The sequence below is a fragment of the Streptomyces sp. NBC_00286 genome, assembly GCF_036173125.1.
Classification (GTDB): Bacteria; Actinomycetota; Actinomycetes; order Streptomycetales; family Streptomycetaceae; genus Streptomyces.
The window spans coordinates 4,471,900-4,495,432 of sequence record NZ_CP108054.1; the positions used below are offsets into that span (position 1 = coordinate 4,471,900).

A 23,533-nucleotide genomic window follows, 5' to 3' on the forward strand; every position below is an offset into this window, starting at 1 on the left:
GGGTTCCGTTCCTCTCGGCGTCCGAGTCTGCCGTGTCACGACGAGCAGGGTCCACTCACTCGAGTGAACCTTCCGGGGCAATCTTGCTCCACTGCAAGGTTGCCCCTACCTTCGAACCCGTCAGCGCGCGGCACGCCAGTAAACCCGCAGTGCAGTCACCGACCCCACGGTGCCCGAGCCACGGTGGCCCCGCCGCGCAACCCCTCTACACGAACGGAAAGTTGAAACCCATGAACACCAACACCGACCCCCCGACGTACCACCTCACCACCCCCAACTCACCCCTCAGCCCGAAGATCTGCCGTGACACCGTCGCCATACTCCTCGCCGCGACCGGCCACGCCCCGCACCTCGCCGACACCGCCCGCACCCTCGTCTCCGAGGTCGTCACCAATGCCGTACGGCACACCGGTACGCCAACCATCATGCTGGAGACGGCGGTTCTGGCGAACGGAGTACGCGTGGCCGTGTACGACGACGGGCCCGCCGGGCTGTTGCTTCCCACCGAAGCCGCGCAGGACAGCGAGGGCGGGCGCGGGTTACTGCTCGTGCAAGCCCTTGCGCACACTTGGGGCGTCGGCCCGGGGTACAACGCCGGCCGGAACGGCAAACACGTCTGGTTCGAGCTTCAAAGCCCGAGCGTGCCGCTGGAGGGATGACGGGCTAGTCGTCGTAGCAATCTCGGACTTGCCGGACGGGCGGCACGGCTCCATAGACTGAGCCTCCGTCCGCACTGTCTGGGGTAGCCATGACCAGTAGGTTCACCGAGTTGGTTGTCGACTGCCACGATCCGGAGCGGCTCGCAGCCTTCTGGTGCGCGGTCCTGGACTTCAAGGTGATCGACCGGAGCGAGGGCAAGGTTGAGATCGACTCCTGGGAGCCGACCGTCGAGGAGGTCCGGGCACGGCAGATGCCGCCCACACTGATGTTCATCCGGGTACCCGAGGGCAAGACCGTGAAGAACCGGCTCCGCCTAGACGTCAGCCCGATCGACCGCAGTACCGACGACGAGGTGGCCAACGAGTTCGACGTCATGCGCACCCTGGCAACGTCCAACTAGATGATCGGTCCCAAGGGTTAGTGGTCGTAAGCCGACAGTGAACGCAGGACGGACTGTCCGCTCTGGTCGTTCTCACAACACCCCGAGCCTTGCGGTCATGCCATGGACCGCAGGGGCGGGTGCTGCGTTGTTATCCCTGGGGGCTGGAGCAGTGGCGGAGGTTCGGGGCCGGGATCCTCGGTGACAACTACGCCGGTGGACGCGTGGTCGAACCCGGTCGGCCAGCGAGTGTTCTCGCTGGCCAGCGCGCCGGTCAGACGTGCCTGGAGAAGGTCGGCCGTGCTCAGGTCGGAGCCACGCAAGTCGGCCAGGCGAAGGTCGGCGCGGCGGAAGACAGCGCCGCCCGCGTCGGCCTTGCGCAGGTTCGCCTCGCGCAGGTCGGCCTCGGTGAAGTCCGCGTCACGCAAGTCGGTTTCGACCAGCCGTGCGCCCCGCAGGTCGGACAGAGCGAAGCGGGCCCGGCGCAGGATGGCGGTCTTGAGGTCGGCGTGCCGCAGGTTGACCGAGACGAGGGACGCCTGCGTCAGGTTGGCGTGGTACAGGCCCGCCGCCTCCATACAGGACCGGTCGAGGTTGACCTCATGCAGCCACAGCCCGTCGCAGTCGGCCCGGCGCAGGTCCGTGACGCTGAGGTTGACCCAGGACTGCTCCCGGGGTTGCAGCAACAACACTCCGAGGCCGGTCAGCGCCACCTGGGCATCGGCTGCACGGACCTCCAGTGGCGCGACATCGTTGATGGGCGCGTCGGCCGCTGGGGCGTCCGGTCCGGCGGGCGGCCAGGGCAGGTGTGTACGCAGGTAAGCGGCCTGGATGGAGATGACAGCCTCGCGGTCACGGGCGGAGTGCTCCGCGATCCGCCACAGCGCGTGGAGTCCGCCGATGCGTGTTTCCAGCTTGTCGCTGCCGAGCTGATCGACGGCCGTGCTGAACCGGTCGGTGACATAGCCCTCCTGGGTGGCGCGCAACCCGTCCTGACTGACGCGCAGTTGCCGCCATGTGGCATACGCGCCGAACAGCACGACCATGCCGCCCACGGCCTGCAGAAGTGTCGTACGGACGTCGTTCACCGCTTTCAGCCGGTCCTGCGCCGCGACGCTCGCCCCTGCGAGATCATGGTCGACCACCACACCCGGCAGGACGACGAGCACCACGCCCAGAACGGCCAACCCCGCCGTCCCGGCCAGCAGGGCCGCGATCGCACGACGCCTGACCAGCCGGTCGCGCCAGAGCCTGCGACCGCGGTCCGACCCCCCTGTCTCCATGGGTATGGGAGCCTAGGCGCCGCTCAATGAAACGATCAAGGTGCACGACCGGCTCGGGTTCCTGCTCTCGCGGATGAGCGAGTCCCTGACTGACGTACATGGCGGAGAATCGGGGCGTGCGGCCCTTGCGTGCCGCTGGAGGGATGACGGCTGGCGGACTCACGCCGCGGACGCGGCGCGCAGCAAGCGGAGTTGGCCGATCTCGGTGGCGTTCTTCATCAGTTCCGCGTTCACCCAGGCGAGCATGTGGGCGATGGTGTGGTCGGGGTCGTTCTGCCAGGGGAACGGGGCCGTGGCGTCCAGCTCCGTGTCGGTGAGGCGGTCCAGTACCGCCAGCCAGTCGGCGCGGAGGCCGCGCAGCCACTCGATGGTCGCCGTACCGTCGCCCGGCCAGGTGATCTCGGTCCGCTCCCGAGGCGTACGTCCCTGCGCGTGATCGATGGTCACGGTCCACCACCAGCCGATATGCCAGCTCAGCCAGCCGATGGTGGGGACCGGGACGGGGTCGGGCTCGGTTTCCGCCCAGTCCGGCACCCATGTCCCGTCTTCGTTCGGGCGCACCGTCCAGCAGTAAGGCGTGGGCTCCCACAGGAAGTCCTCGGGCTCCAGCCGCTCCAGGTGGTACTCGAAAAGCGACCAGGTCAGCTCGAACTGCCAGCGCAGCAGGTCAGGTTGGGATGCGTTATTCACCCGCCTATGCCATCCCGGACGGCGTGGCCGAAGCAACGAAATTACCCGGACGCGATCGACCCGGACAGGTCCTAGCCTGCGGACATGTCTCTCGAACCGCGCACCCCACGTCCGGCCGCCCGTATCGCCGTACTCGATCCGGAGGGAGCGGTCTTCCTCTTCCGGTACGACAACGATGAGGTCGGCATCCACTGGGCCATGCCCGGCGGCGGTCTCGAACCCGGTGAGAGCCCGCGCGAGGGCGCCCTGCGCGAACTCCGCGAGGAGACCGGCTGGACCGACCTCGCCCCCGGGCCCCTGCTGTGCACCTGGGAGCACGACTTCACGCGCATGAACGTCCCCGTCCGCCAGCACGAGCACATCTACGTGGCGTACGGGCCGCGCCGTGAGCCGGACGGCGACGACCACATCCGCGCCCTGCGCAGCGAGGAGGGCATGCTGGGCTGGAAGTGGTGGACCCGGAAGGAGCTCGCCGACGCAGCGGAGTCCGTGTGGCCGCCCGAACTGCCGCTACTGCTCACGGAGTTGGACGGGCGAGAGGCGTGACGCACGGAGGTACAGGGGCGAGCCCTGGCGCGGGTGCGGTCAGGCGTGGTCCGGTTTTCCCTTCCCGTACAGCCAGTCGTCCCAGATCGGGCCGAAGTCCTCGTCCGGTGCCTGCTGTTCCACGTACGCCGTGAAGTCGGAGGTGCTCGCGTTGCCGTGGCGGTGGGTGGTCGGCCAGCCGCGGAGGATGGCGTGGAAGGTGGCGTCGCCGGTCGTTTCGCGGATCTTGTGGAGGACCATGGCGCCGCGTTGGTAGACGGGGGCGTCGGAGATGTGCGCGGCGCTTGTCGGGCTCGCGGGCGGGAAGGCCCACAGGTTTTCGTAGGTGTCCTCGCCGTGGTCGTACAGCGCGTCGAAGGTGGCCTGGGCCGTGTCGCCGCCGTGGTCCTCCTGCCAGAGCCATTCCACGTATGTCGCGAAGCCCTCGTTCAGCCACATGTCTCGCCAGGTCGCGGGGGTTACGGAGTTGCCGTACCACTGGTGGGCCAGTTCGTGGACGAGGAGGGCGGTGTCGGGGGCGCCGGGGAAGACGGGGCGGTTCTGGGTCTCCAGGGCGTAGCCCGCGTCGTTCGCCCGATCGACGATCGCGCCGGTGGAGGAGAAGGGGTACGGGCCGAAGTTCCGCTCCGCCCACTGCATGATCTCAGGGATGCGGGCGAGGACCTTGGCGCTCGCCTTCGACTGGTCGGGGTCGACGGCCATGTACACCGGCAGGCCGTTCGCGGTCTTCGAGCGGCGTACGTCGTACTCGCCGATCGCGACCGTCGCCAGATACGTCGCCATCGGCTCCCCGACGTGCCAGGCGAAGGTCGTGCGGCCCTTCTCCGTCTTCTCGCGCCTCAACTCGCCGTTGGACACCGCCTTCAGGCCCTCGGGGACGGTGATCGTGATGTCGTACGTTGCCTTGTCGCTCGGGTGGTGGTTGCCGGGGAACCAGGCCATCGAGCCGGTGGGCTCGCCAAGGGCGAGGGCGCCGTCCGCCGTTCTCAGCCAGCCCTCTCGTGAACCGTCGGGGTCGGTGATCGTCTCGGGGCGCCCGGAGTAGCGGACGGTGGTGCGGAAGGTGGCGTTCCTGTCGAGGGCGTCGGGCGGGCGGATGGTCAGTTCGTGATCGCCGCCGCGGTGGAAGCGGGCGGACGCGTCGTCCACTTCGGCCGCGGTGACCTCCAGGCCCTTGAGGTCGAGGTTGAACGAGGTGAGGTCCTGCTTCGCCCGCGCTTCGATCTCCGCCGTTCCCGTCAGGCGGCGGGAGGTGGGGTCGTAGGTCAGGGTGAGGGCGTAGTGGGTTACGTCGTAGCCGCCATTGCCCGCTCTCGGGAAGTACGGGTCGCTCAGGCCGGGAGCGCCGGTCGTGTCCTGCGCACTGCCGCCGCCGCACGCGGTCAGGGCGAGGGCCAGGGCGGATGCGACGGCCGGTACGAGGCGGGCGGGTCGGGGCACGTTCGCGATCCTACGAGGATCGAGGCTGAGATCGGGGCACGTCAGGAGCCCGAGCGAGCGTGACACCATCACGTACGTGCTCGACATCGGCTACGCCCTCTCCGCCCGCTTCCCGGATCCTCCGCAGACCGACTACCGCCGCGCGGACGTCCGCGCCCTGCGGCACGACCTGTTCTGCGGCGACGTCTATCTCGCCGACACCAAGGCGGACCGGGAACTGTCCACAGCCTGGGGATGGGTGCCGGTGCTCGACTTCGCCTGGGCGCTGTGCGACATCGTGGAGCGGATCGACCGGGATCCGGCGGGGTCGCGGGCGTCGCGCCCGCAGCGGGCCGAACTGGACTTCACCGAGTCGACCGACCGGATGCTCTTCGAGCGGCGCTTCGGGTGGGTGGACATCGAGGCCGACTGGATGCCGGTGGAGGAGCCTGCGCTGACCTTCTCGCATGCCGAACTCCGGCGTGAGGCGCGGGACTTTTTGCATGATCTGATCGCTGACCTGTGCGATCTGCATGACGAGCTTGCGGAGAATCCGGCGATCTGGAGCCTGCAGGCACGGTTTCCTCGGGTGCCGTGACCCTGCGGGTGGGCTGGGGTGGGCGCTTCTTTTCCCCAGTCCCGCCCCTTCCCGAAACTGGGGGCTGCGCCCCAGGCCCCCAGCCTGCGGCTAGTGGGGCACCCACCGCAGTGGGTGGGTGGGGCGCCCACCGGGGTGGGTGTTGGGATCGTGTGCGGCTGCGGGTGCATTGGGGCTGGTCGCGCAGTTCCCCGCGCCCCTGAAAAGCCTGCGACCGCCCGCACCCTGAAGAGCCAGCGAACCGAAAAAGCCCGCACCCCGGAAGGGGCTCGCGCCCTCGTACCAGCCCGCGCGGGAAGCCCGGACCCCCGACTACCCGCAGCTTCCCGCCGGTGGGAGGGGACGTGGGCCGGTGCGTCCTATGCCCGTCGCTTAGCTTCGGTCTGGGCATCCCAGCACCCTGTGGAAGCAAGGGGCCGTATGCCCTGTTGGCGACGGGCTGACGCACCGGCCCGCGGCCCCGCACCCACCACGCACCCAAGGGGCGCGGGGAACTGCGCGAGCAACCACAACGCACCCGCACCCGCCAACCGCCGGAGGCACCCCGCGGGGCTGTGTCAATTTGCGGCTCCGCCGCGTGGGCGCGACCAGCCACAACGGACCGTCAGCCGACAACGAACCCAACCGCCCAACCGCCGGAGGCAACCGTCACCCCTCGGAGACCACCCGAACCCCCATCTCCGCCGCCAACACCGCCGCCAGATCCAGCAGTTGCGCCGGGCTGATCACCGCCCCCGCCAAGCGGTCCACCCCCCGCGCGATGTCCACCTCAGCCGCCCCCCGAAGGTCCACATCCGTCAGTGTCGCCGCGCTGAAGTCCACCCCCTTCAGCACGCAGTCGACGAACTCCACCCGCTCCAGCCGCGCACCCCCGAAGTCCGGCTCCACCAGCACGCAGCCTTCGAAGACGACGTCTCGGAGCCGGGCCTTGCGTAGGTTCAGGTAGTCGATCTTGCCGCCGCGGATCAGGACCCGTTCCAGTACGGCGCCGTGGAGTTGGACGCCGCCCAGTCTCGCGTCCACCAGCTCTACGTCGCGGAGGGTGACCTCGGCCAGATCCGTGCCTACGCCCCGTATCCCCGTGAGGACGGAGTCCATCACGCGGGCGTGGCGCAGGCGGGTCTCGTCCAGGGCGCAGTTCGTCAGTGCGCAGTCCATGAAGCGGGAGCCCGCGCCGTCCTGGCCGGCGAAGTCCGCGTCCTGGAACTCCAGGCCGTCGTAGTCCCCGTCGGGTTCCAACTCGCCGCCCCCGTGCGGTTCCAGCGGAGGCAGTCGCACCTCCGGGCGCCGCGCCGCCTTCACGCCCGTACCAGCACCACTCACACCCGTACCACCGCTCGTACCCGTACCACCGCCCGCGCGGCCCGCCGCTCTCCTCACCATGCCCCCCATCCTGCACCCCACCACTGACAAAGCCCTTGACCTGCACAAACGCCCGCGATGTCACACTCCAGGCCCCTCACAGAGTCATACCTACGAGTCACGCACACCCGCGCACCCATCCACGCGCACCCACCACACGCACGCACCGGACCAGAGGGAGACCCCAGCCATGCACCGCATCACCGTCATCGGCGGCGGCTTTGCCGGACTGACCGCGGCCATCACCGCTGCCGAGGCGGGCGCCAAGGTCACCATCTACGAGGCCCACCACACGCTCGGCGGGCGTGCCCGCACCGCGGAGGGGCCGTACAAGACCAACGAAGGGCCGCACGCCCTCTACAAGGGCGGCCCCCACTGGACCTGGCTCAAACAACGCGGGCTGATCGGCGAACTCGCCCCGCTCCCGCCGCTCGAAGCGGCCCGGCTGCGCCTCCGCCACAAGGGCGCCCTCCGCCGCACCCCGCCCTTCCCGATGCTCAAGCTTCTCCGCCGTACGGCCCAACAGGCGCCCGTGGACGTCGACTTCAAGACCTGGGCCACAGACATCGCCGGGGAGGAAGGCGCTAAGGCAGCCGCGTACTACTCCGCCGTCGCCCTCTTTCACCACGACCCGGGCGCCCTCTCCGCCGCCTTCGTGCAGGAACGGCTTCGGCGCGCCACGAAGTTGCCGCCGGAGGCGCACTACCCGCGCGGCGGCTGGGCGAGCGTCATCGACCGGATGGCGGCCCGCGCCTGGAACCTGGGCGTCCGCATGGAGACGCTCGCCCGGATCGACAGCCTCGACAGCCTTGACGAGCACGGCAGGCGCGGGCCCGTCATCGTCGCCACCTCCCTCGCGGCCGCCCGCCGGCTCCTCCGCGACGACTCGCTGACCTGGACGAGCGGCCGTACGGCCCTGATCGATCTGGCCGTACGGACCCGCCGGGGCGACGCATTCGCCGTGTCCGACCTGGATGCGGCGGGGTGGATCGAGCGGTTCACCGCCCAGGACCGTACGCTCGCCCCGGCCGGCGAACAGCTCATCCAGGGGCAGATCCCGATCGCGCCCCACGAGCCGCGGGCCGTCGGCATCGCCCGCGCCGAGGAACTGCTCGACCTCGCCTTCCCGGGCTGGCGCGAGCGCGTGACCTGGCGCAGCGAGGCCGTCGCCGACGGGCGTACCGGCGCCGTGGACTACCCCGGCACCAGTTGGCGCGACCGGCCCGCCGTCGACCGCGGTGACGGCGTCTACCTCGCGGGCGACCAGGTCGCGGCGCCCGGCGTGCTCTCCGAGGTGTCCTTCAACAGCGCCCTGACGGCCGTTTCCCTCGCCTTCGACATCCCGCGCAGGGCAGGGCTTGACCTCAAGCAAGCTTGAGGTACGAGGGTTGAGGGCACGAGCACGACGCTCACGAACACGAGGAGCCCTTCATGCACGCCATCCGCCTGCACGCCTTCGGCCCGGCCGAGAATCTCACGTACGAGCAGGTCGAGGCCCCGGAGCCGGGCCCCGGCCAGGTACGTATCGCCGTCGCCGCGGCAGGCGTCCACCTCCTCGACACCGCGATCCGCGAGGGCGTGCAAGGCCCGCTGCCCGAACTTCCCGCCCTGCCCACCATCCCCGGCCGCGAAGTCGCCGGCACCGTCGAGTCGGTCGGCGATGGCGTCGCCCAACTCTGGCTTGGCAAGCGCGTCGTGGCGCATCTCGGCTTCAACCCGGGCGGATACGCCGAACTGGCCGTCACCGACACCGACCGCCTCCACCAAGTCCCCGAGAACCTGGACTTCGCGCAGGCCGTCGCCATGATCGGCACGGGACGTACGACGATGGGGATCCTCCAGTTCGCCGAGCTCGGCCCCGGCTCCATGGCCGTGATCCCGGCCGCCGCCGGCGGTATCGGCACCCTTCTCGTGCAGTACGCCAAGAACGCCGGAGCCACCGTGATCGGCCTCGCGGGCGGCCCGGAGAAGGTGGCCCGTGTGGCGAAGAACGGTGCCGATCTCGCCGTCGACTACACGGACCCGGCCTGGCCCGACGAGGTCAAGTACTTCCTCTGGGGCCGGAAGGCCACGGTCGTCTTCGACGGCGTAGGAGGCGAAGTGGCCCGTACGGCCGTCGACTTCCTCGGACCCGGCGGCAAGCACATCGTCTTCGGCTGGTCCGGCGAAGGTCTGCACGACGGCAGCCCGCTCATCGTCGAGGGCGTGTCCGAGCAGGTCCTCGGGCCGGTGATGATGCAGAAGGCGGGCGGCCCCAATCCCGTACGCACGCTGGAACTCCGCGCCCTCAGCGAGGCCGCCGCCGGCCGCCTCAACCCGGCCGTCCAGCGCTTCCCCCTCGCAGAGGCGGCAGCCGCGCACCGGGCCCTGGAGAACCGGGGGACGATCGGCAAAGTGGTTCTGGAGCCGTGAAGTAACCGATCCCACTTTCGGTCTCCGGAGGAGACACCCACGGCCCTCAGAAGCTAACGTCCCGCGCATGAGCAGCACGGAGAGCGTGGGTGGCACTGAGCACACCGGCAGCACGGCCGGGGGAAACACCGCCCGCACCGTCGTCAACGGCGGCATATCGTTCTGGTACGCACAGCAGGGCCTCCCCGCGCCCCGCGAACCCCTCCCCTCGGACGCCGCCGCGGATGTCGTCATCGTCGGCGGCGGCTTCACCGGACTGTGGACCGCGTACTACCTCAAGAAGGCCGCCCCTTTCCTCCGTATCACCGTCCTTGAGCAGAAGTTCTGCGGCTACGGCGCCTCCGGCCGCAACGGCGGCTGGCTCTACAACGGCATCGCCGGACGCGACCGGCACGCGCGCGTGCACGGCCACGAGGCCGCCGTACGCCTCCAGAGGGCGATGAACGAGACGGTGGCGGAGGTCGTCCGGGTCGCCGAGGAGGAGTGCGTCGACGCGGACATCCACCAGGGAGGCGTACTCGAAGTCGCCTGTACACCCGCTCAGTTGGCTCGCCTGAAAGCATTCCATGAGGCAGAGCTGTCGTTCGGTGAGAAGGACCGCGAGTTGTACGGCGCCCGTGAGACCGCCGAGCGTGTCCGCGTCGCCGACGCCGTCGGCTCCACCTGGACGCCGCACGGGGCCCGCCTGAACCCCGTCAAGCTCGTCCAGGGACTCGCGAGGGCCGTCGAAGCGCTCGGCGTCACCATCCACGAGTCGACGCCCGTCACCGAGATCCGGCCGAAGCACGCGGTCACTCCGTACGGCACCGTCCGCGCGCCCTACGTCCTGCGCTGCACCGAGGGCTTCACCGCCTCGTTGAGGGGACAGAGACGCACCTGGCTCCCGATGAACTCGTCGATGATCGCCACCGAACCGCTCACCCCCGAGCAGTGGGCGTCGGTGGGGTGGGAGGGCCGCGAAACCCTCGGCGACATGGCGCACGCGTACATGTACGCGCAGCGCACGGCGGACGGCCGTATCGCGCTCGGGGGACGTGGCGTCCCGTACCGCTTCGGCTCGCGCACGGACAACGACGGCCGTACGCAGCCGGCGACGATCGAGGCGCTACGGGAGCTGCTTTTCCGTCTCTTTCCGCAGCTCACCGGGGTGGAAGTGGCGCACGCCTGGTCCGGTGTCCTCGGTGTGCCCCGGGACTGGTGCGCCACCGTCACCCTCGACCGTTCCACCGGGCTGGGCTGGGCCGGCGGCTATGTCGGCTCGGGAGTCGCCGCCACCAACCTCGCCGCCCGCACGCTGTGCGATCTGATCCAGCAGGATTCCGGGCAGTCCGGCGCGACGGAGCTGACCGCCCTGCCCTGGGTCGGTCACAAGGTCCGCAAGTGGGAACCGGAGCCGTTGCGCTGGATCGGGGTACACGGCATGTACGCGACGTATCGAGCCGCCGATCGCCGTGAACGGGGCACGCAGGCCGCGCAGTCGTCCCGGCTGGCACGTATCGCCGACCGGGTCGCGGGCCGCTGAGCAGGGGGCAACACACATGGACATGGACACCCGCATCGTCGACACCATCCGGTACACCGCCGACGGTCAGCTCCTCGACATCCACCAGGGCACCGACCCGGCCGCGCCGACCGTCCTCCTCTGGCACGGGCGCGGGCCCGCCGAGCGTGACGTCCTCGGCGCCCTCGCCGGTACCGTCGCCCGGCTCGGCGCCACCGTGATCGTTCCCGACTGGCGGCCCGACGCCGACGACGGGGGACGGCCGCACCTCGCGGCTTCCCTCCGCTTCACCTGGGATTACGTACCTGACCCGGCCCGTGTCGTGCTCGTCGGCTGGTCCCTCGGCGGCCGGGCCGCGATGGCCACCGCCCTTCGGCCCGACCCTCCGGAAGGCTGGCGTCCGGCCGCGGTGGTCGGCATCGCCGCCCGCTACAACCAGCCCGAACCCCTCCTCGGCCTCCCCTCCCCCATGGCCGTCTGCGCCAGCGCGCCGCCGCTGCCGATCCACCTGGTCCACGGAACGGCCGACAGGGTCTGCGACTTCAACAACGCCCTCGAGTTCCAGTCGGTCCTCGCCGACTGCGGCCGCCCGGCTCCGCTCACCGAACTCACCACGGACCACGCGGGCGCGGTCATGGCCGAGTACGCCCCGGAGTTGGGGCGCTGCCGCCCTGTCCACGGCGGCACACCGTACGAGGAGGGACTCCGCACCGCCCGCGTCATCGCGTCGGCGGCGGGGCTGGAGGTGCCCGAACTCGACAGCCGTGGAAGAAGAGCCCAGGTCAACGGCTGACGGTGACCTGGGCGCCAACAGACCATCGTCTGACGGCGTTACGTTCCACGGCGTGTCGTCCGACGGCGTGTCGTCCGACGGCATCGCCTGATGGCGCGTCGCCTGACGGCATCGTCTGACGGCGTCACTTCGCGGCGATGCCCTCCATGCCCGCCTCCTCGAAGACCGGCAGGTCCTCAGCGGTCGTGACCTTCGTGAGGGCGCCGTTCTTCTCGACACGGAAGCCGTCGACGGTGCCGGAGACGGCGTTCTGCACGTAGACGAACTTCTCGTCCTCGGTCACCGCGAGGTCGATCACGCCCTGGGAGTTGGCGGAGGGCGGGGTGGCGATGCCCACGTCGTTGGTGAGGGCGAGCTTGCCGCTCTTGGCCATGCGGTAGCCGCTGACCGTCGAGTTCCCGGTGTTGCCGCCGTAGAAGTAGTTGCCGGCGCGCACCAGCCAGCACAGCGTCTCCTGGCCGTTGGCCAGCGGCTGCTGCAGGACCTTCAGCTTGCCGTTGCGCTTCACCTGATACGCCGACACCGTCGACTTCTCGGCCTCCGCGACCAGCATCCGCTTGCCCGACTTGTCGAAGCTGATCGCGAACGGGACGCCGCCCGCGGACTTGTTGACGACCGGCTCGTCGACGGCGGGCAGCCCGTTCCGCTTCATCGGGAACACCTCGACCGTGTTGGCGGCCTTGGTGGTGACCACCAGGTTGCGGCCGTCCGGAGTGAACTCGACCTCACCGGGCGAGGTGTCGAAGCGCGGCACATTCTCGTTGTCCAGCCCCAGCGAACGATGCGAGCCCTTCAGCGGCTTGAGCCCCTTCTTGGTGATCGTGAAGCCCTGGACGCTGCCCGCTCCGCCCGCATTCATCACGTACGCCACCTTCCCGCGCACCGCGATGCTCGCCGGGAACTCCCCGCCCGAGTCCACCTGCTTCGGATCCTTCAGCTCGGTCCCCTCGACGCGGAACGAGGTCACCGTGCCACTGCCCGCGTTGACGGCGAGGAGCATCCCCGAGGCGTCGTCGTAGACGAGCGAGCCCTGGGAAGCGAGCGAGTCGGTGGGCGCGTCGATCTGGTCGCCGCCCTTGCCGCCGGTCGCGAACTCCCCTGCCGGCGACAGCTTTCCGTCGTCAGCCCGCGCGAACACGTGGATCATGTTCCCGTTCAGCTCGTTGCCCTGCACGAACACGGCCTGATCGGCTCCGGCCGACGTGGTGCGCGCGTACTGCCCGGCATTGGCCACGGACACCGCCGCCGTCACCGCCCCCACCGAGGCGAGCACTCCGGCCCCGATCATGACCCGCCGCGACTTGGACTTCGCCCGGTGCCCACTCCTGTGCCCAGTCTTGTGGTCACTGCGACGGCCATTCCTGTCGTACGTGTTGTACGCACCCACGCCCGGCTCCTCGGTCTCTCGTCCCCCACGTCCGCGCCCTGCGGAACAGCACAAGAGTGACCAGTGGGGGACGAGAGACGAACCGGATCCGGGCCCGCGTCAGGGTCTCGTAAGCGGTGCGCAAGGCTCTCGTAAGAACTCGTGAGAGCTCTTGAGAACTATTGGCAAACAGATCCGGAGGGCGTCAGCACTTCCAGGTCGCCCAGAACCACTTGCCCTTCATCGTGCCGTCCGGCCATAGCACCGGCGTCTTGATGTGGACGTCCGTGGAGCCCTGGCCCGGGTAGTACCAGTGGTAGTGGCCGTCCTTGCGCTTGCCGTAGTGGACCTCGAGCCAGCCCTGGGAGTTCCGCTCGTACGGCGCGAACCAGTAGCCGCCCGCCTCACCGGGCTTGATGGTCCCCTTGAGGGTGGTGCTGGCGCTGACCGTGTCGCCCGCCTTCCAGGTCTCCTCCTGCGAGACGCCGACGGACATGCCCCCTTTGAGGACGTCCGAGAAGCCGGCCTTGACCTCCACCGAGGTCGTCTGACTGAAGGAGTACTCGGTGGTGCGGTCGATCCGGAAGATGCGGTCGTAGCCCAGGTCGGAACTGCCCGCGCAGTTGTACACCGCGTTGCCGACCTGACGCCGCTTGCCCAGCTCGGTCCAGGCGTTGACCTCGTGGTACTGGCAGGAGTCGGCGTTGTCGTTGTTGCAGTCCCACATCACGTCGGGTCTGTCGTCGCCCCAGCCGGGGCTGGTGTTGGCGCTGGCCGTCCCCGTGGAGAAGGTGATCAGGAAGAGGGCCGCGGCGGGCGTCAGCATGGCAAGGCGACGGCGGCCGGTCTTGAGAGCCTTCATGGATGGGTTCTCCCGTCGGGTGGTTCGACACCCTCGTCGGGTGTTACGGCCGCTGTCCCGGCCGGGGGGAGAAGAGGGGGATGGCCGGGACAGCGACGGCTCAATCCTCAACGCTCGGGAATTGATCAGCCAGCCGCTCCATCAGGGCAATCAATCACCGGCCTGACGCATCAACCGCACACCGGGGCGCATCAATCGTCGACCGGGCCCACCCGCCGGGAGCATCACCGCCGTCGGCACATCACCGCCGTCGGACCGCATCACCGCCATCGGCACATCACCGCCATCGGGTACGTCACCGTCGTCGGGAGCATCACCGCCGTCGGGTACGTCACCCGCCCGCCGCGTGCGTCAGCCGCCCGCCGGGAGCATCACCGCCGTCGGCACGTCACCCCCGTCGGGTACGCCACTCGCCCGCCGGGTGTATCAGCCGCCCGCCGACCGCGTCACCCGCACACCCTCCGATACGGCACATCCGCCACGTGCGCCTCCCACTGCGCCCGCGTCAGACCGCCCGGATCGCCGCCGCCCTCCGCCACCCTCGCGCACACCGTCTCGACCGCCTTGGACGGTGCGATGGTGTACCGCTGGAGCGGAACGTGCGCGCTCCCCGCGTACACCGTGCCGCTGTCCGCGCTGAACGCCACCGTGTCGATCTTGTCGCCCGGTGTCGTCAGCGGGCCGCCGAGGGGCTGTTGGGTGTCGAGGTCCCAGAGCTGGAGCGTGCCCGCCTCGCCGCCCACGGCGAGGGTGCTTCCGTCGGGGCTGACGGCGAGGGCGTTCACGGCTTCCGAGCTGTCGCCGACGGGGTCCTCGGCGCTGTCGCCGGTGGAGCCCACGCCGACCGGGGCCGGGAACACGTTCCGGAGGATCCCGGCTCGCTCCCGGACCTTTCCGTCCCACAGCGCCACCCGGCCCGTCTGGTCCCCCGCCACCAGCCGCGAACCGTCCGCGGCGAAGGCGAGCGCGCCGATCTCGTCGCCCTGAACCAGGTTCTGTGCGGCTGCCTTGCCGTCCGGCAGGACGGCCGTGCGGGTGTCGCCGACCAGGAGTCCGCCGTCGGGGCGGACGGCGAGGTGGCTGCTGGACAGGGCCGGCAGAACCGCCGTTCTGCGGTGGGAGGCCGTGTCCCAGACCTCGTTGCTCAGTTCGCCGGCAGCCGAGGAGCGGGTGGCGTAGAGCGTGCGCGCGTCGGGGCCCAGGGCGAGGGTGAGCACCGCGGGTGCCGAAGTCCTCGTCGCCAGATCCAGCGTCGTACGGAACCGGCCGGGCGCGACGTCCCAGATCATGACGCGCTGCGGGGACGCCTCGTCGTCGGGCGCCGAGATTCCGTACGCGAGCGTCTTGCCGTCGGGGGCGAACGCCAGCAGTGGTGAGGTGCTCTCCGGGTGCACAGGCGTCTCGGGATCGCGGGAGACGGGGAGCGGCGGAGGCGGCAGCGTCCGCCGCAGCTTGCCGTCGGCGGTGTCGCGCAGCTCGAAGTGGTAACGGTCGCCGGTGCGGCGGGCGGTGGCGAGGGTGCGGCCGTCCGGGCTGATGCGCACCCCGTCCAGCGGCTCGTCGCGCCAGGCGGGCGTCACGGCGTGCGCGACGTCGAGGGAGTGGACCGTACCGCCCTCCAGGTAGCGCAGGACGGGGCGGTCGGGATCCCAGGCAAGGCCGCCGTACGGGTGCTGGTTGTTCAGGGAGTGCCGGAACACCGGGGCCGACTCGTCGACCGCGAGGCGCCACACCCTGACCTCCTCACCGTCCGCGGTCGCCAGGAACTTCCCGTCCTTGCTGAGGGAGGCGTACTTCACGCCCGGGTCGTCGATGTTCGCCAGCCGCCGCCCCGAGGGGACATCGAAGACGTGCATCCCGTCAAAGGTGTACGCGGCGAGCCTCCCCCAGCCTTCGGCCGGGGGGACCCCCATCTCGCTTCGCTCGCCTCCGTCGAACACGAGCTGCGGCCCTTCCGCGCTGCAGATCTCGCCGTCCCGTTCCCAGGCTCCTGGCAGCGTGCGCCCCGTCTTCAGGTCCCGTACCAGGGGCGTGCCCTCGTCGGGGCAGGCCGCGACCAGCCGGCCGTCCGCGCTCGACGCCACCAGCGTCGTATCCGCCGCCTTCGTGTCGTATCGCAGGCGGTCGTCGGCGGACGAGCGCACCTGCACCCGGTAGTCGCTCGTGTCACCCACGACGTAACTGGCACCGGAGAAGTCCACGGAGGCAGAGGCAGGCAGCCGGTCGCCGCGCCACCGCCCGGCGGCCGTGTCCCACAGCCGAGTTCCGTCGTCCCCGGTGATCGCCAGCAGCCGCCCGTCCGCAGCGGCCGCGCTCACCGTGCCGCCCTCCGGCAGGCGCCCCGAGGCGATCCGCCGGTGCCGGACCACGTCCCAGGTCCGCCAGACGCGTCCCTCGACGCTGAGCAGCCTGCGGCCCGAGTGGGTCAGGAAGCGGGTGGGGCCGTCGCCGGGCGCCGGGTCGATGAAGGAGTCGGGTTCCGGCTGGCCGAGTGAGCCCAGCAGGGCCCGCCGGGTCTCGGGCAGCTGCGCCGCGCGCCAGGCGGCGACGCCCAGCAGTTGCGCGGTGCGGGGATCGGTCGTACGCAGCGACTCCGCGACGGCGGCGATACGGCGGGCCGCCTCGTCGGTGCGCCGCCGCTGGTTGTCGCGATGCTCCAGCAACGCGACCAGTCCGGCCACGAGCGCCACCGCGAGTACGGCCGACAGCACGCCCACCGCTGCCCGTGCCCGGCGCGCCGAGTGGGCGGCGGCCTGGCGTTCCGCGTCGCGGGCCTCGAAGGCGGCGACGAGGAACTCCCGTTCCGCCACGGTCAGTTCGGGGTCGCATGCGGGGTTCGGGAACAGCTCTTCCGCTCGGGCCAGGCGGACGCCCCGGTACAGCGTGCCCGGGTCACGTTCGTGCTCCAGCCAGGCGCGGGCCGCCTCGGTGAGCGCCCGGTGGTGGCGCAGCCGCTCGCGGTCCTCCTCGATCCAGCCGTGCAGCCGGGGCCAGCGGGTGATCAGCGCCTCGTGGGCGAGGTGGACGGTCTCCTCGTCTGAGGTGAGGAGGCGGGCGCGGGCCAGCCGCTCCACCACCGGCGGCACGTAGGGGCACGCCCACGAATCGAGTTCGGCCCGGTTCAGCGGGCGCCGGGTGTCGGAGGTCCCGCGCCCGGGCTCGACCATCCGCAGCAGAAGACGGCGGGCCGCGTCCGCCTGGGCCGCGGTCAGCTGCCCGTACACCTCCTCCGCGCTGGCCGCGATGGCGCCGCCCACCCCGCCGGCCGCCTCGTACGAGGCCAGGGTCAGCAGCCGGCCGCGACGCCGCCGCCAGGTCTCCAGCAGCGCGTGCGAGAGCATCGGCAGCCCGCCCGGCTGGTCGAGGACCTCCTCGACGATCCGGGCGGTCAGCTCCCGCTCCACCAGCAGACCGGCCGCCTGCGCCGGTTTGACGACCGCCTCCCGCAATTCGTCCGCCGTCATCGGCCCGACCAGCAGCGCGGCGCCGCGCAGCATGTCCGCGAGTTCCCGGTGCTCGGCGCACCGGGCGTAGAAGTCCGCCCGCACCGCGATCAGCACCCGCAACCGGCTGTCCGGTTTCCGGGCGGCCAGCAGCAGGTCGATGAAGCGGGCCCGCTCGGCCTTGTCCCGGCACAGGGTGAAGACCTCCTCGAACTGGTCCACCACGACCCAGCTCTCCGGCTCGTCCTCGGCCGGGGCCAGCAGGTGCTCGTACCGGGCGGCGGGCCTGTCCCCCGGAGTGAGGATCCGCAACACCGCCGGTCTCCCCAGCTCCGCGATCTCCTCCTGAAGACGCGGGATCAGCCCGGCCCGCAGCAGCGACGACTTCCCGCTTCCGGACGCCCCGAACACCACCGCGAACCGCTGCTCGGACACCAGCTCGCACAGCTCGTGGACCAGCCGGTCCCGGCCGAAGAACAGGTCACGGTCGGCGGGCTCGAAGCGCGCGAGACCCCGGTACGGCGGCGCCGCGTCCTCGTCGGTCTTCTCGTCCGCGGGGCTCTCCGCGGCCTCCGTCTCGGCCGCCTTCCACCGCGGCTCCCACTCCTCGGGTTCGCCGCCACAGGCTCGTACGTACCCCTGGACCACGGCCAGCGACGGCAGCCGCTGCCCGGCCGCCGCCTGCGACAACGTCGTCGCCGAGAACCCCGCCGCCTGGGCCATGGTCCGGTACGACGGGCAGCCCGCGGCCTTGCGCAGCTGCCGCAACTCGTGGGCGAGGCGCTGCACCGGACCGGCAGCCGGATCCACCGTTCTTTCGGGACGTCCCACGAAGCCGTCCCCTTTCCTGTGGCAGTACGTGGCGTTACGTGTCTCTGGCAGTGCATGTCTGTTGTCCGTACGCACCTATGGCCGTACGTGGCTGTATGGCTGGCGAAAACGCCGTTCAGGGCGGCAAACGTACGGACCGCACCACTCGGGCGTGAACCCATTCCCGATGTGACATCGACCGTTGACAACGGCGACGAAACGGCCCGGCAAACAATCCAGTGCTGTCCACGAGGTTGATTGCCCTGGTGGAAGGGACGTGCCAATCAACGCTCCGGTTGCAAGCGTCGGTCAGGCACGACGCTCATTGCACACAAGGAGAAGCACATGAGTCCTGACATCGTTGTAGGCAGCCCTCCGGGCGGCCGACGCACCAGAACGACCATCGCAACCGCCGGCGCGGTACTGCTCGCGCTGCTCCTGGCCCTGCTCAGCCCCCTCGGTGCCACGAAAGCCTTCGCGATCGACGACGCGAACGACGTCGACTGGGACGTCAGCGGAGGCCGGGCCGGCTACCAGCAGATGATCAACGATGTCCGCGGCCGAGTGAACGAGAAAGCGATCTACGGCAACGGCGCACAGACGGTGTGGGCCACCGAAACGACCACCGACGACTTCTTCCTCGTCAACGTGTACGACGGGCCGAACCTGCTGACCCGAATCGTCATGAACGCCCACAACCTGTACGTGCAGGGCTTCTACAATCCCCGCGACCACACCTACCGCTACACCTCGGACGCGACCCTCCAGAACGTGAACTGGCTGCCGTCTTCGTCCACGGAACCGAACTCCGCAGAGGTGCTCCCGTTCTCGGGCAGCTACACCGCCAGCAATGGCCTGCCCGGCTACGCCGGCCAGACCAGAACGACGCCGATGTTCTCCACCCGCGATCTCCGGGACAACGCGAACGCGCTCAACAACCCGCCAGTCGTAGAAAACGACAGGAATGCCGCAGACCGCGCCAGGGCCGGGGCGCTCCTGTGGTTCGTGGAAGCCATCGCCGAAGGTGCCCGGTTCCACGCCATCTCCGACCGGATCATCAACGGCTGGACCGACGACTGGGGATACCGCTTCGATGACTCCGACGTGGGCCTGGTGACCAACTGGCAGGTGATCGGCGAAAACCTCCAGCGGCGCATGCGCGACACCACTGTGGCGCCGACCGCCCCGCAAGGGAGGTACGACTTCAGCACCTTCGCCGCCACCGCGGCCGTCCTCGCCCTTGCCATGTGGATATCCCCTACCTCCTGACCGGCAGACAGCTGATGCGTCGGCCCTCGGACGGCCCACCGGAGAACACCGGTGGCCGCCCGAGGGCGCTGCCGTGCGATGCCAGGCGGTCCACAGTGGCCGAACCCGGGCTCCTGGAGTTGGTGGGGCGGATGCGGGGTTCCTACTGTCGGATGCCCGCGGACATCACGAGCTCACTCCGTGATCAGTCACGCGGGTGCGGATCGTCGGTGCCCTGGGGCGTCGGACGCGGCCAGGCGCGGCCCGTGATCCGTTCGATGTCGGTGTTGAACTGCCGCAGGTCGGCGACGAAGCGCTGCAAACGCTCGGGCTCCCAACCGGCGACGACCTGGGTCAGGCCGTTGATGATCTCCTCGCGCTGCGCGGCAAGACGCTTCACGCCCTCTTCGGTGAGCCGGAACTTCCGGGCCACCCCGCCGTCCGGATCCAGCGTCCGCTCCACCAGGCCCTCCCGCAGCAGCGCCGAGGTCTGCCGCGTGAACGTGGACGCGGCGAGCCCGAACGCCTCGACGAAGTCCGGGATCGACATCGGTCCCTGCACTTCCAGCCTGCTGAGCAGCGCGTAGGCGCTACGGTCCAGGGCGCCCCCGCCGCGTACGCCACGCGGTGTCGACGACTCCCGGTTCCGCGTCAGGATCAGCAGCTCACGCTCGATGCGCTCCCCCGCCTCTCGGGCATCCACGCCGATCTCCCTTTGCCTGCACGGACGTTGGCGACAGGTGCGCTGCTCGCGTCACCGTCTCTTCCACCCTACGTCGATAATGCGCCATGCATGAAAAGTGCATGATGCACTATTGATGCATCATGCACGACGTACGTATCGTGCAACACCGTGAACGCGCCGTCGTCGGCGTCATCGCAGGCGTCGTCGACCTCGTCGGCACCGTTGTCGCACCACACCTCCCCCACGAGGAGACGCCAGATGAGCCAGAACGACCAGGTCATCCGTCTGCCGATACCCACCGAAGGCCCACTGGAGCCGCCCGCCGAATGGGAGCAGTTGCGCGGCCAGTGCCCGGTGGCCACCGTCGAACTCCCCAGCGGAGACACCGGCAAGCTCCTCACCCGCTACGACGACGTCAGAAACCTCCTCACCGACCCCCGCTTCGCCCGCCCCACCACCGAGGACAACAGCGCCAGGGTCGCCCCCGAAGGAGCAGGCGGCTCCGCCGCCACCGGCGACTACGAACTGGCCATCCCCGACAACGGCGAACCCCACCTCAGGTGGCGGCGACAGGTAGGCAAGTACTTCACCGCCAAACGCATGAGGGCACTACGCACCGGCATGACGGAGACGGCCGAAAACCTCATCGACGCCATGGTCGAACACGGCCGGCCCGCCGACCTCAAGGCCGCCCTCGGCTTCCCCCTCCCCGTGTACGTCATCTGCGACCTGCTCGGCGCCCCCGCCGACGACCGCGAACGCTTCTCCTACTGGTCCGACGCCTTCCTCAACGTCACCCGCTTCTCCAAGGACGAGACCCGCACCGCACACACCGAGTTCATCCAGTACATGAGCGACCTCATCGCAGCCAAGCGCACCGAACCCGGCGAAGACCTGCTCAGCATGCTGATCAAGGAAAGCGAGGCAGAAGGCGAGGGAATGACCGACGCCGAACTGCTGAGCACGGGGATGGGCCTCCTGGTCGCCGGCCACGAGACCACCGCCAACATGATCGGCAAGATGATCGCCATGCTCCTCACCGACCGCTCCCGCTGGGAACGCCTACTCGCCGACCCCACCCTCATCCGCACCGCGGTCGACGAAGCACTCCGCTACGACGCCAACCTCGGCACCTTCGGCATCCGCCGCTACCTCACCGAAGACACCAACATCAACGGAGAACAACTCCCAAGCGGCACCACAGTCTTCTGCGCCCTGTCCTCCGCCAACCGCGACGAGAACACCTTCACCAACCCCGACGACATGGACCTCACCCGCACCCCCAACCCCCACCTGACCTTCGGCGCCGGCCCCCACGCCTGCCTAGGCCAATCCCTCGCCCGCACCGAACTCCAAGTCGTCCTGGAAACCCTCCTCCACAAACTCCCCACCCTCACCCTGGCCGCCCCCACCGACGAACTACAACGAGTGGAAGGCCTACTGGTCGGCGGCCTACGCGAGGTCCCCGTGCGCTGGTAGCGAGCAGGAAGGAGGCCAAGAAACATGAAGATCAGCGTGGACGAGACGAAATGCTGCGGCGCCGGCCAATGCGCCCTGATCGCCCCCGACATCTTCGACCAGCGAGAAGAGGACGGCATCGTCACCCTCCTCGACCCCGAACCACCCCAGAACCAGCACCCCACCGTCCGAGAGGCGGCCGCCGTCTGCCCGGCCGCCGCCATCACACTCGACGACGCATGAACCCCGCGGGCGTGTTGTACCTATTCATGGAACCCCCTGCGGGGCGCCTGGTGGTCGCGGAGCTGCACCGCCGGACGATGAAGACGACCGACGGCCACGCCGCCCGAGAGACCCTGACGCACCCGCTGTTCACAGCCCTCGCCACCGATCAGGAGGTGCGGGACTGCCGTGCGCTCCTCGTCGACTGCGCGCTGGGAGCCGGGTCGCTCCCCAGCGAGTTGCGCGGCCAGCTCGCCAAGGCGCTGCGCAAGAGCGATCACGTGATTCGAGAAGACTTTGCCCATCTGGGGCAGGCGTACACAATTGGGCAAGAATGATCTTGATGGCAGCGAGTTGGAAGGCTCGTCACGTGGCGCTTCCCGGCAGCGGATACCGGCCAGATCGGCATGCTCCGCGCGTAGTCGCTGACAGACACCCCTTCGTCAGCGCATCCGGCGAGTCGGCCGTGCGAGCGGCGAGTGAGGCACCAACTGCGGTGCACGCCACCGTGCCGCGCGGAGCATGCCCTCGGGGCCTCTGACAGTCCTGTCCGCGCTGCACCACGGAGCCGATTCGCGGCCGCTGATCCCCGTTCGTACGCGCGAGACCCGCTCTGCCGCCCCGTCAAGTCACTGAGAAAAACGACCTATTTATGAATACCGCCCTCCCTCGATCGCATCACCCGGCTTCTGTAGGCCCACACCAGACCCTCGAACTTTTGTACGAAGATACGCCCATCATGGCCCGTGACGGCTCCTTGATCAGGCACGTTCTTGAGACACCCGAACTCGCCGTCCCGAACGTCCCGCCGGCCTGCGGCCCGTGGGTAAGCGGCCCGACCTGCGTGCCGCCTTCCTCGACGGCTACAGCCCACGGGCACGTCAGCCCCTTGGATACACGCATGCGGCGGCGGTGGGAGGGAATTCGGACGAAGGTGACCGGGCATGACCCCTCAGCCGCATAGATGTGTCCTGATATTCCAGGGAGGCCCCCGATGAAGTCCGGCGACATTCCCGTGCTGACCAGGCTCTCCGACTCGCATCACGCGATCCCCTCCGCCGACGAGGACGTTCGGGGCCGGAAGGTGACCGACCGCTCCGGAAACGAACTCGGCAAAGTGAGCGACCTGATCATCGACGAGGAGGAGCGTAAGGTCCGCTTCCTGCTCATGGAGCACGGCGGCTTCCTGGGCATCGGCGAAAAGAAGAGCTACATACCGGTCGACGCCGTGGCCGACGTGGCCGAGGACGAGATCCGCATCGACCGTACCCGGGACGATGTCGTCGACGCGCCCGAGTACGACCCGGAGCTCGTGGACCAGCGCGAATATTACGACCGGGTCTACACCCACTACGGATACGCCCCTTTCTGGGGCACCGGCTACATTCCCCCGCGCTTTCCCTACCGTGTGTGAGCGCCGTGCGCGCGGACACTCCATGCCCCTCATCAGGGTCCGCGCGTGGAGCGCTGACGGTGGGCGCCGCACAGCATTTCAAGCCATGCCCAACCGAACGGGCCGGGACGGCAGACCACATCGAGGGGCCCGCGATGTGCGGCTCACTCAGTACAAGGCCTGGTGAGACGCTACTGGTCGGCTCACCGCTGGTCTCTACGTGTGGCCTGAGCTGATGGCCCTGTGGCTCTGGTCGGCCGACCTGCCATGATCATCTCGGCCGCCTCGACGCGGACCGCGGACATGCCCACGCGGCGGCGCGTCACCCGCCCAACGGCCACGGCCCAGACACCCCGGCCGCATCCTCCAACGGGCGGCTCGCGCGACCAGCGTTGACACGGGC

At 69.7% G+C, this 23,533-nt stretch carries 20 protein-coding genes and 1 pseudogene; 13 read left to right on the forward strand and 8 right to left on the reverse strand.

Annotated features, from left to right (window positions below):
* Window positions 1-230: 230 nt before the first annotated feature.
* Together OHT21_RS20305 and OHT21_RS20310 are read left to right on the forward strand one after the other, a co-directional pair.
* Window positions 231-659 carry an ATP-binding protein gene (locus OHT21_RS20305; protein ID WP_328769770.1) on the forward strand — a complete coding sequence of 143 codons (429 nt, stop codon included), beginning with the start codon at window positions 231-233 and terminating at the stop codon, window positions 657-659.
* A gap of 89 nt (window positions 660-748) precedes the next feature.
* The gene (locus tag OHT21_RS20310) at window positions 749-1,060 is read left to right on the forward strand and encodes a VOC family protein (RefSeq protein ID WP_328769771.1); all 312 of its coding nucleotides are present in this window, start codon (window positions 749-751) and stop codon (window positions 1,058-1,060) included.
* A gap of 95 nt (window positions 1,061-1,155) precedes the next feature.
* Here OHT21_RS20310 and OHT21_RS20315 read toward each other — a convergent pair whose 3' ends face one another.
* Together OHT21_RS20315 and OHT21_RS20320 are read right to left on the reverse strand one after the other, a co-directional pair.
* Window positions 1,156-2,322, reverse strand: a complete 1,167-nt coding sequence (locus OHT21_RS20315; RefSeq protein ID WP_328769772.1) for a pentapeptide repeat-containing protein — start codon at window positions 2,320-2,322, stop codon at window positions 1,156-1,158.
* Window positions 2,323-2,481: 159 nt separating this feature from the next.
* Window positions 2,482-3,012 carry a DinB family protein gene (locus OHT21_RS20320; RefSeq protein ID WP_328769774.1) on the reverse strand — a complete coding sequence of 177 codons (531 nt, stop codon included), beginning with the start codon at window positions 3,010-3,012 and terminating at the stop codon, window positions 2,482-2,484.
* Window positions 3,013-3,108: 96 nt separating this feature from the next.
* Here OHT21_RS20320 and OHT21_RS20325 point away from each other — a divergent pair.
* A pseudogene (locus OHT21_RS20325) lies at window positions 3,109-3,558 on the forward strand (NUDIX hydrolase); the annotation flags it as partial.
* Window positions 3,559-3,597: 39 nt separating this feature from the next.
* Here OHT21_RS20325 and OHT21_RS20330 read toward each other — a convergent pair.
* Entirely contained in the window at window positions 3,598-4,998 is a 1,401-nt protein-coding gene (locus tag OHT21_RS20330; protein ID WP_328769776.1) for a M1 family metallopeptidase, read from the reverse strand.
* A gap of 76 nt (window positions 4,999-5,074) precedes the next feature.
* Between OHT21_RS20330 and OHT21_RS20335 the strand changes: the two genes are divergently transcribed.
* On the forward strand, window positions 5,075-5,575 hold the full coding sequence (locus tag OHT21_RS20335) for a hypothetical protein (protein ID WP_328769777.1): 501 nt from the start codon (window positions 5,075-5,077) through the stop codon (window positions 5,573-5,575).
* A gap of 648 nt (window positions 5,576-6,223) precedes the next feature.
* Here the strand turns inward: OHT21_RS20335 and OHT21_RS20340 are convergent.
* Window positions 6,224-6,958: a pentapeptide repeat-containing protein gene (locus tag OHT21_RS20340; protein WP_443050403.1), complete on the reverse strand. Its 735-nt coding sequence runs from the start codon at window positions 6,956-6,958 to the stop codon at window positions 6,224-6,226.
* Between the two features lie 169 nt (window positions 6,959-7,127).
* Here OHT21_RS20340 and OHT21_RS20345 point away from each other — a divergent pair, with 169 nt between their 5' ends.
* From OHT21_RS20345 to OHT21_RS20360, 4 genes are all read left to right on the forward strand, one after another.
* On the forward strand, window positions 7,128-8,315 hold the full coding sequence (locus OHT21_RS20345) for an NAD(P)-binding protein (RefSeq protein ID WP_328769778.1): 1,188 nt from the start codon (window positions 7,128-7,130) through the stop codon (window positions 8,313-8,315).
* 53 nt (window positions 8,316-8,368) lie between these two features.
* Complete coding sequence (locus tag OHT21_RS20350) at window positions 8,369-9,349, forward strand: zinc-binding dehydrogenase (RefSeq protein ID WP_328769779.1); 981 nt, start codon at window positions 8,369-8,371, stop codon at window positions 9,347-9,349.
* Window positions 9,350-9,416: 67 nt separating this feature from the next.
* Complete coding sequence (locus tag OHT21_RS20355; RefSeq protein WP_328769780.1) at window positions 9,417-10,871, forward strand: NAD(P)/FAD-dependent oxidoreductase; 1,455 nt, start codon at window positions 9,417-9,419, stop codon at window positions 10,869-10,871.
* 16 nt (window positions 10,872-10,887) lie between these two features.
* Entirely contained in the window at window positions 10,888-11,643 is a 756-nt protein-coding gene (locus tag OHT21_RS20360; protein WP_328769781.1) for an alpha/beta hydrolase, read from the forward strand.
* 124 nt (window positions 11,644-11,767) lie between these two features.
* On the opposite strand, the gene OHT21_RS20365 is transcribed toward OHT21_RS20360, so the two are convergent.
* The 3 genes from OHT21_RS20365 to OHT21_RS20375 all read right to left on the reverse strand — a co-directional run bounded on the left by OHT21_RS20365 (window position 11,768) and on the right by OHT21_RS20375 (window position 18,145).
* Window positions 11,768-13,030, reverse strand: coding sequence for a lactonase family protein (locus OHT21_RS20365; protein ID WP_328769782.1), 1,263 nt, complete (start codon window positions 13,028-13,030; stop codon window positions 11,768-11,770).
* A 184-nt stretch (window positions 13,031-13,214) separates the two neighbouring features.
* Window positions 13,215-13,871, reverse strand: a complete 657-nt coding sequence (locus tag OHT21_RS20370; protein WP_328769783.1) for a hypothetical protein — start codon at window positions 13,869-13,871, stop codon at window positions 13,215-13,217.
* A 446-nt stretch (window positions 13,872-14,317) separates the two neighbouring features.
* On the reverse strand, window positions 14,318-18,145 hold the full coding sequence (locus tag OHT21_RS20375) for an nSTAND1 domain-containing NTPase (RefSeq protein ID WP_328769784.1): 3,828 nt from the start codon (window positions 18,143-18,145) through the stop codon (window positions 14,318-14,320).
* A 324-nt stretch (window positions 18,146-18,469) separates the two neighbouring features.
* Here OHT21_RS20375 and OHT21_RS20380 point away from each other — a divergent pair, with 324 nt between their 5' ends.
* Entirely contained in the window at window positions 18,470-19,393 is a 924-nt protein-coding gene (locus OHT21_RS20380) for a ribosome-inactivating family protein (RefSeq protein WP_328769785.1), read from the forward strand.
* Between the two features lie 184 nt (window positions 19,394-19,577).
* On the opposite strand, the gene OHT21_RS20385 is transcribed toward OHT21_RS20380, so the two are convergent.
* Complete coding sequence (locus tag OHT21_RS20385; RefSeq protein WP_328769786.1) at window positions 19,578-20,075, reverse strand: MarR family winged helix-turn-helix transcriptional regulator; 498 nt, start codon at window positions 20,073-20,075, stop codon at window positions 19,578-19,580.
* Window positions 20,076-20,315: 240 nt separating this feature from the next.
* On the opposite strand from OHT21_RS20385, the gene OHT21_RS20390 reads away from it, so the two are divergent.
* The 4 genes from OHT21_RS20390 to OHT21_RS20405 all read left to right on the forward strand — a co-directional run bounded on the left by OHT21_RS20390 (window position 20,316) and on the right by OHT21_RS20405 (window position 23,151).
* Complete coding sequence (locus OHT21_RS20390; RefSeq protein WP_328769787.1) at window positions 20,316-21,536, forward strand: cytochrome P450; 1,221 nt, start codon at window positions 20,316-20,318, stop codon at window positions 21,534-21,536.
* A 24-nt stretch (window positions 21,537-21,560) separates the two neighbouring features.
* On the forward strand, window positions 21,561-21,758 hold the full coding sequence (locus tag OHT21_RS20395) for a ferredoxin (RefSeq protein ID WP_328769789.1): 198 nt from the start codon (window positions 21,561-21,563) through the stop codon (window positions 21,756-21,758).
* Window positions 21,755-22,075, forward strand: coding sequence for a hypothetical protein (locus tag OHT21_RS20400; RefSeq protein ID WP_328769790.1), 321 nt, complete (start codon window positions 21,755-21,757; stop codon window positions 22,073-22,075). Before OHT21_RS20395 ends, OHT21_RS20400 begins: the two co-directional genes overlap by 4 nt.
* Before the next feature lie 656 nt (window positions 22,076-22,731).
* Window positions 22,732-23,151, forward strand: coding sequence for a PRC-barrel domain-containing protein (locus tag OHT21_RS20405; RefSeq protein ID WP_328769791.1), 420 nt, complete (start codon window positions 22,732-22,734; stop codon window positions 23,149-23,151).
* Window positions 23,152-23,533: the final 382 nt, after the last annotated feature.

Coding starts and splice junctions, on each gene's coding strand:
- OHT21_RS20315 (WP_328769772.1), bottom strand. CDS start 2,322: ATGGAGACAGGGGGGTCGGACCGCGGTCGCAGGCTCTGGCGCGACCGG.
- OHT21_RS20395 (WP_328769789.1), top strand. CDS start 21,561: ATGAAGATCAGCGTGGACGAGACGAAATGCTGCGGCGCCGGCCAATGC.
- OHT21_RS20405 (WP_328769791.1), top strand. CDS start 22,732: ATGAAGTCCGGCGACATTCCCGTGCTGACCAGGCTCTCCGACTCGCAT.
- OHT21_RS20340 (WP_443050403.1), bottom strand. CDS start 6,958: ATGGTGAGGAGAGCGGCGGGCCGCGCGGGCGGTGGTACGGGTACGAGC.
- OHT21_RS20360 (WP_328769781.1), top strand. CDS start 10,888: ATGGACATGGACACCCGCATCGTCGACACCATCCGGTACACCGCCGAC.
- OHT21_RS20310 (WP_328769771.1), top strand. CDS start 749: ATGACCAGTAGGTTCACCGAGTTGGTTGTCGACTGCCACGATCCGGAG.
- OHT21_RS20355 (WP_328769780.1), top strand. CDS start 9,417: ATGAGCAGCACGGAGAGCGTGGGTGGCACTGAGCACACCGGCAGCACG.
- OHT21_RS20390 (WP_328769787.1), top strand. CDS start 20,316: ATGAGCCAGAACGACCAGGTCATCCGTCTGCCGATACCCACCGAAGGC.
- OHT21_RS20350 (WP_328769779.1), top strand. CDS start 8,369: ATGCACGCCATCCGCCTGCACGCCTTCGGCCCGGCCGAGAATCTCACG.
- OHT21_RS20305 (WP_328769770.1), top strand. CDS start 231: ATGAACACCAACACCGACCCCCCGACGTACCACCTCACCACCCCCAAC.
- OHT21_RS20370 (WP_328769783.1), bottom strand. CDS start 13,871: ATGAAGGCTCTCAAGACCGGCCGCCGTCGCCTTGCCATGCTGACGCCC.
- OHT21_RS20380 (WP_328769785.1), top strand. CDS start 18,470: ATGAGTCCTGACATCGTTGTAGGCAGCCCTCCGGGCGGCCGACGCACC.
- OHT21_RS20400 (WP_328769790.1), top strand. CDS start 21,755: ATGAACCCCGCGGGCGTGTTGTACCTATTCATGGAACCCCCTGCGGGG.
- OHT21_RS20345 (WP_328769778.1), top strand. CDS start 7,128: ATGCACCGCATCACCGTCATCGGCGGCGGCTTTGCCGGACTGACCGCG.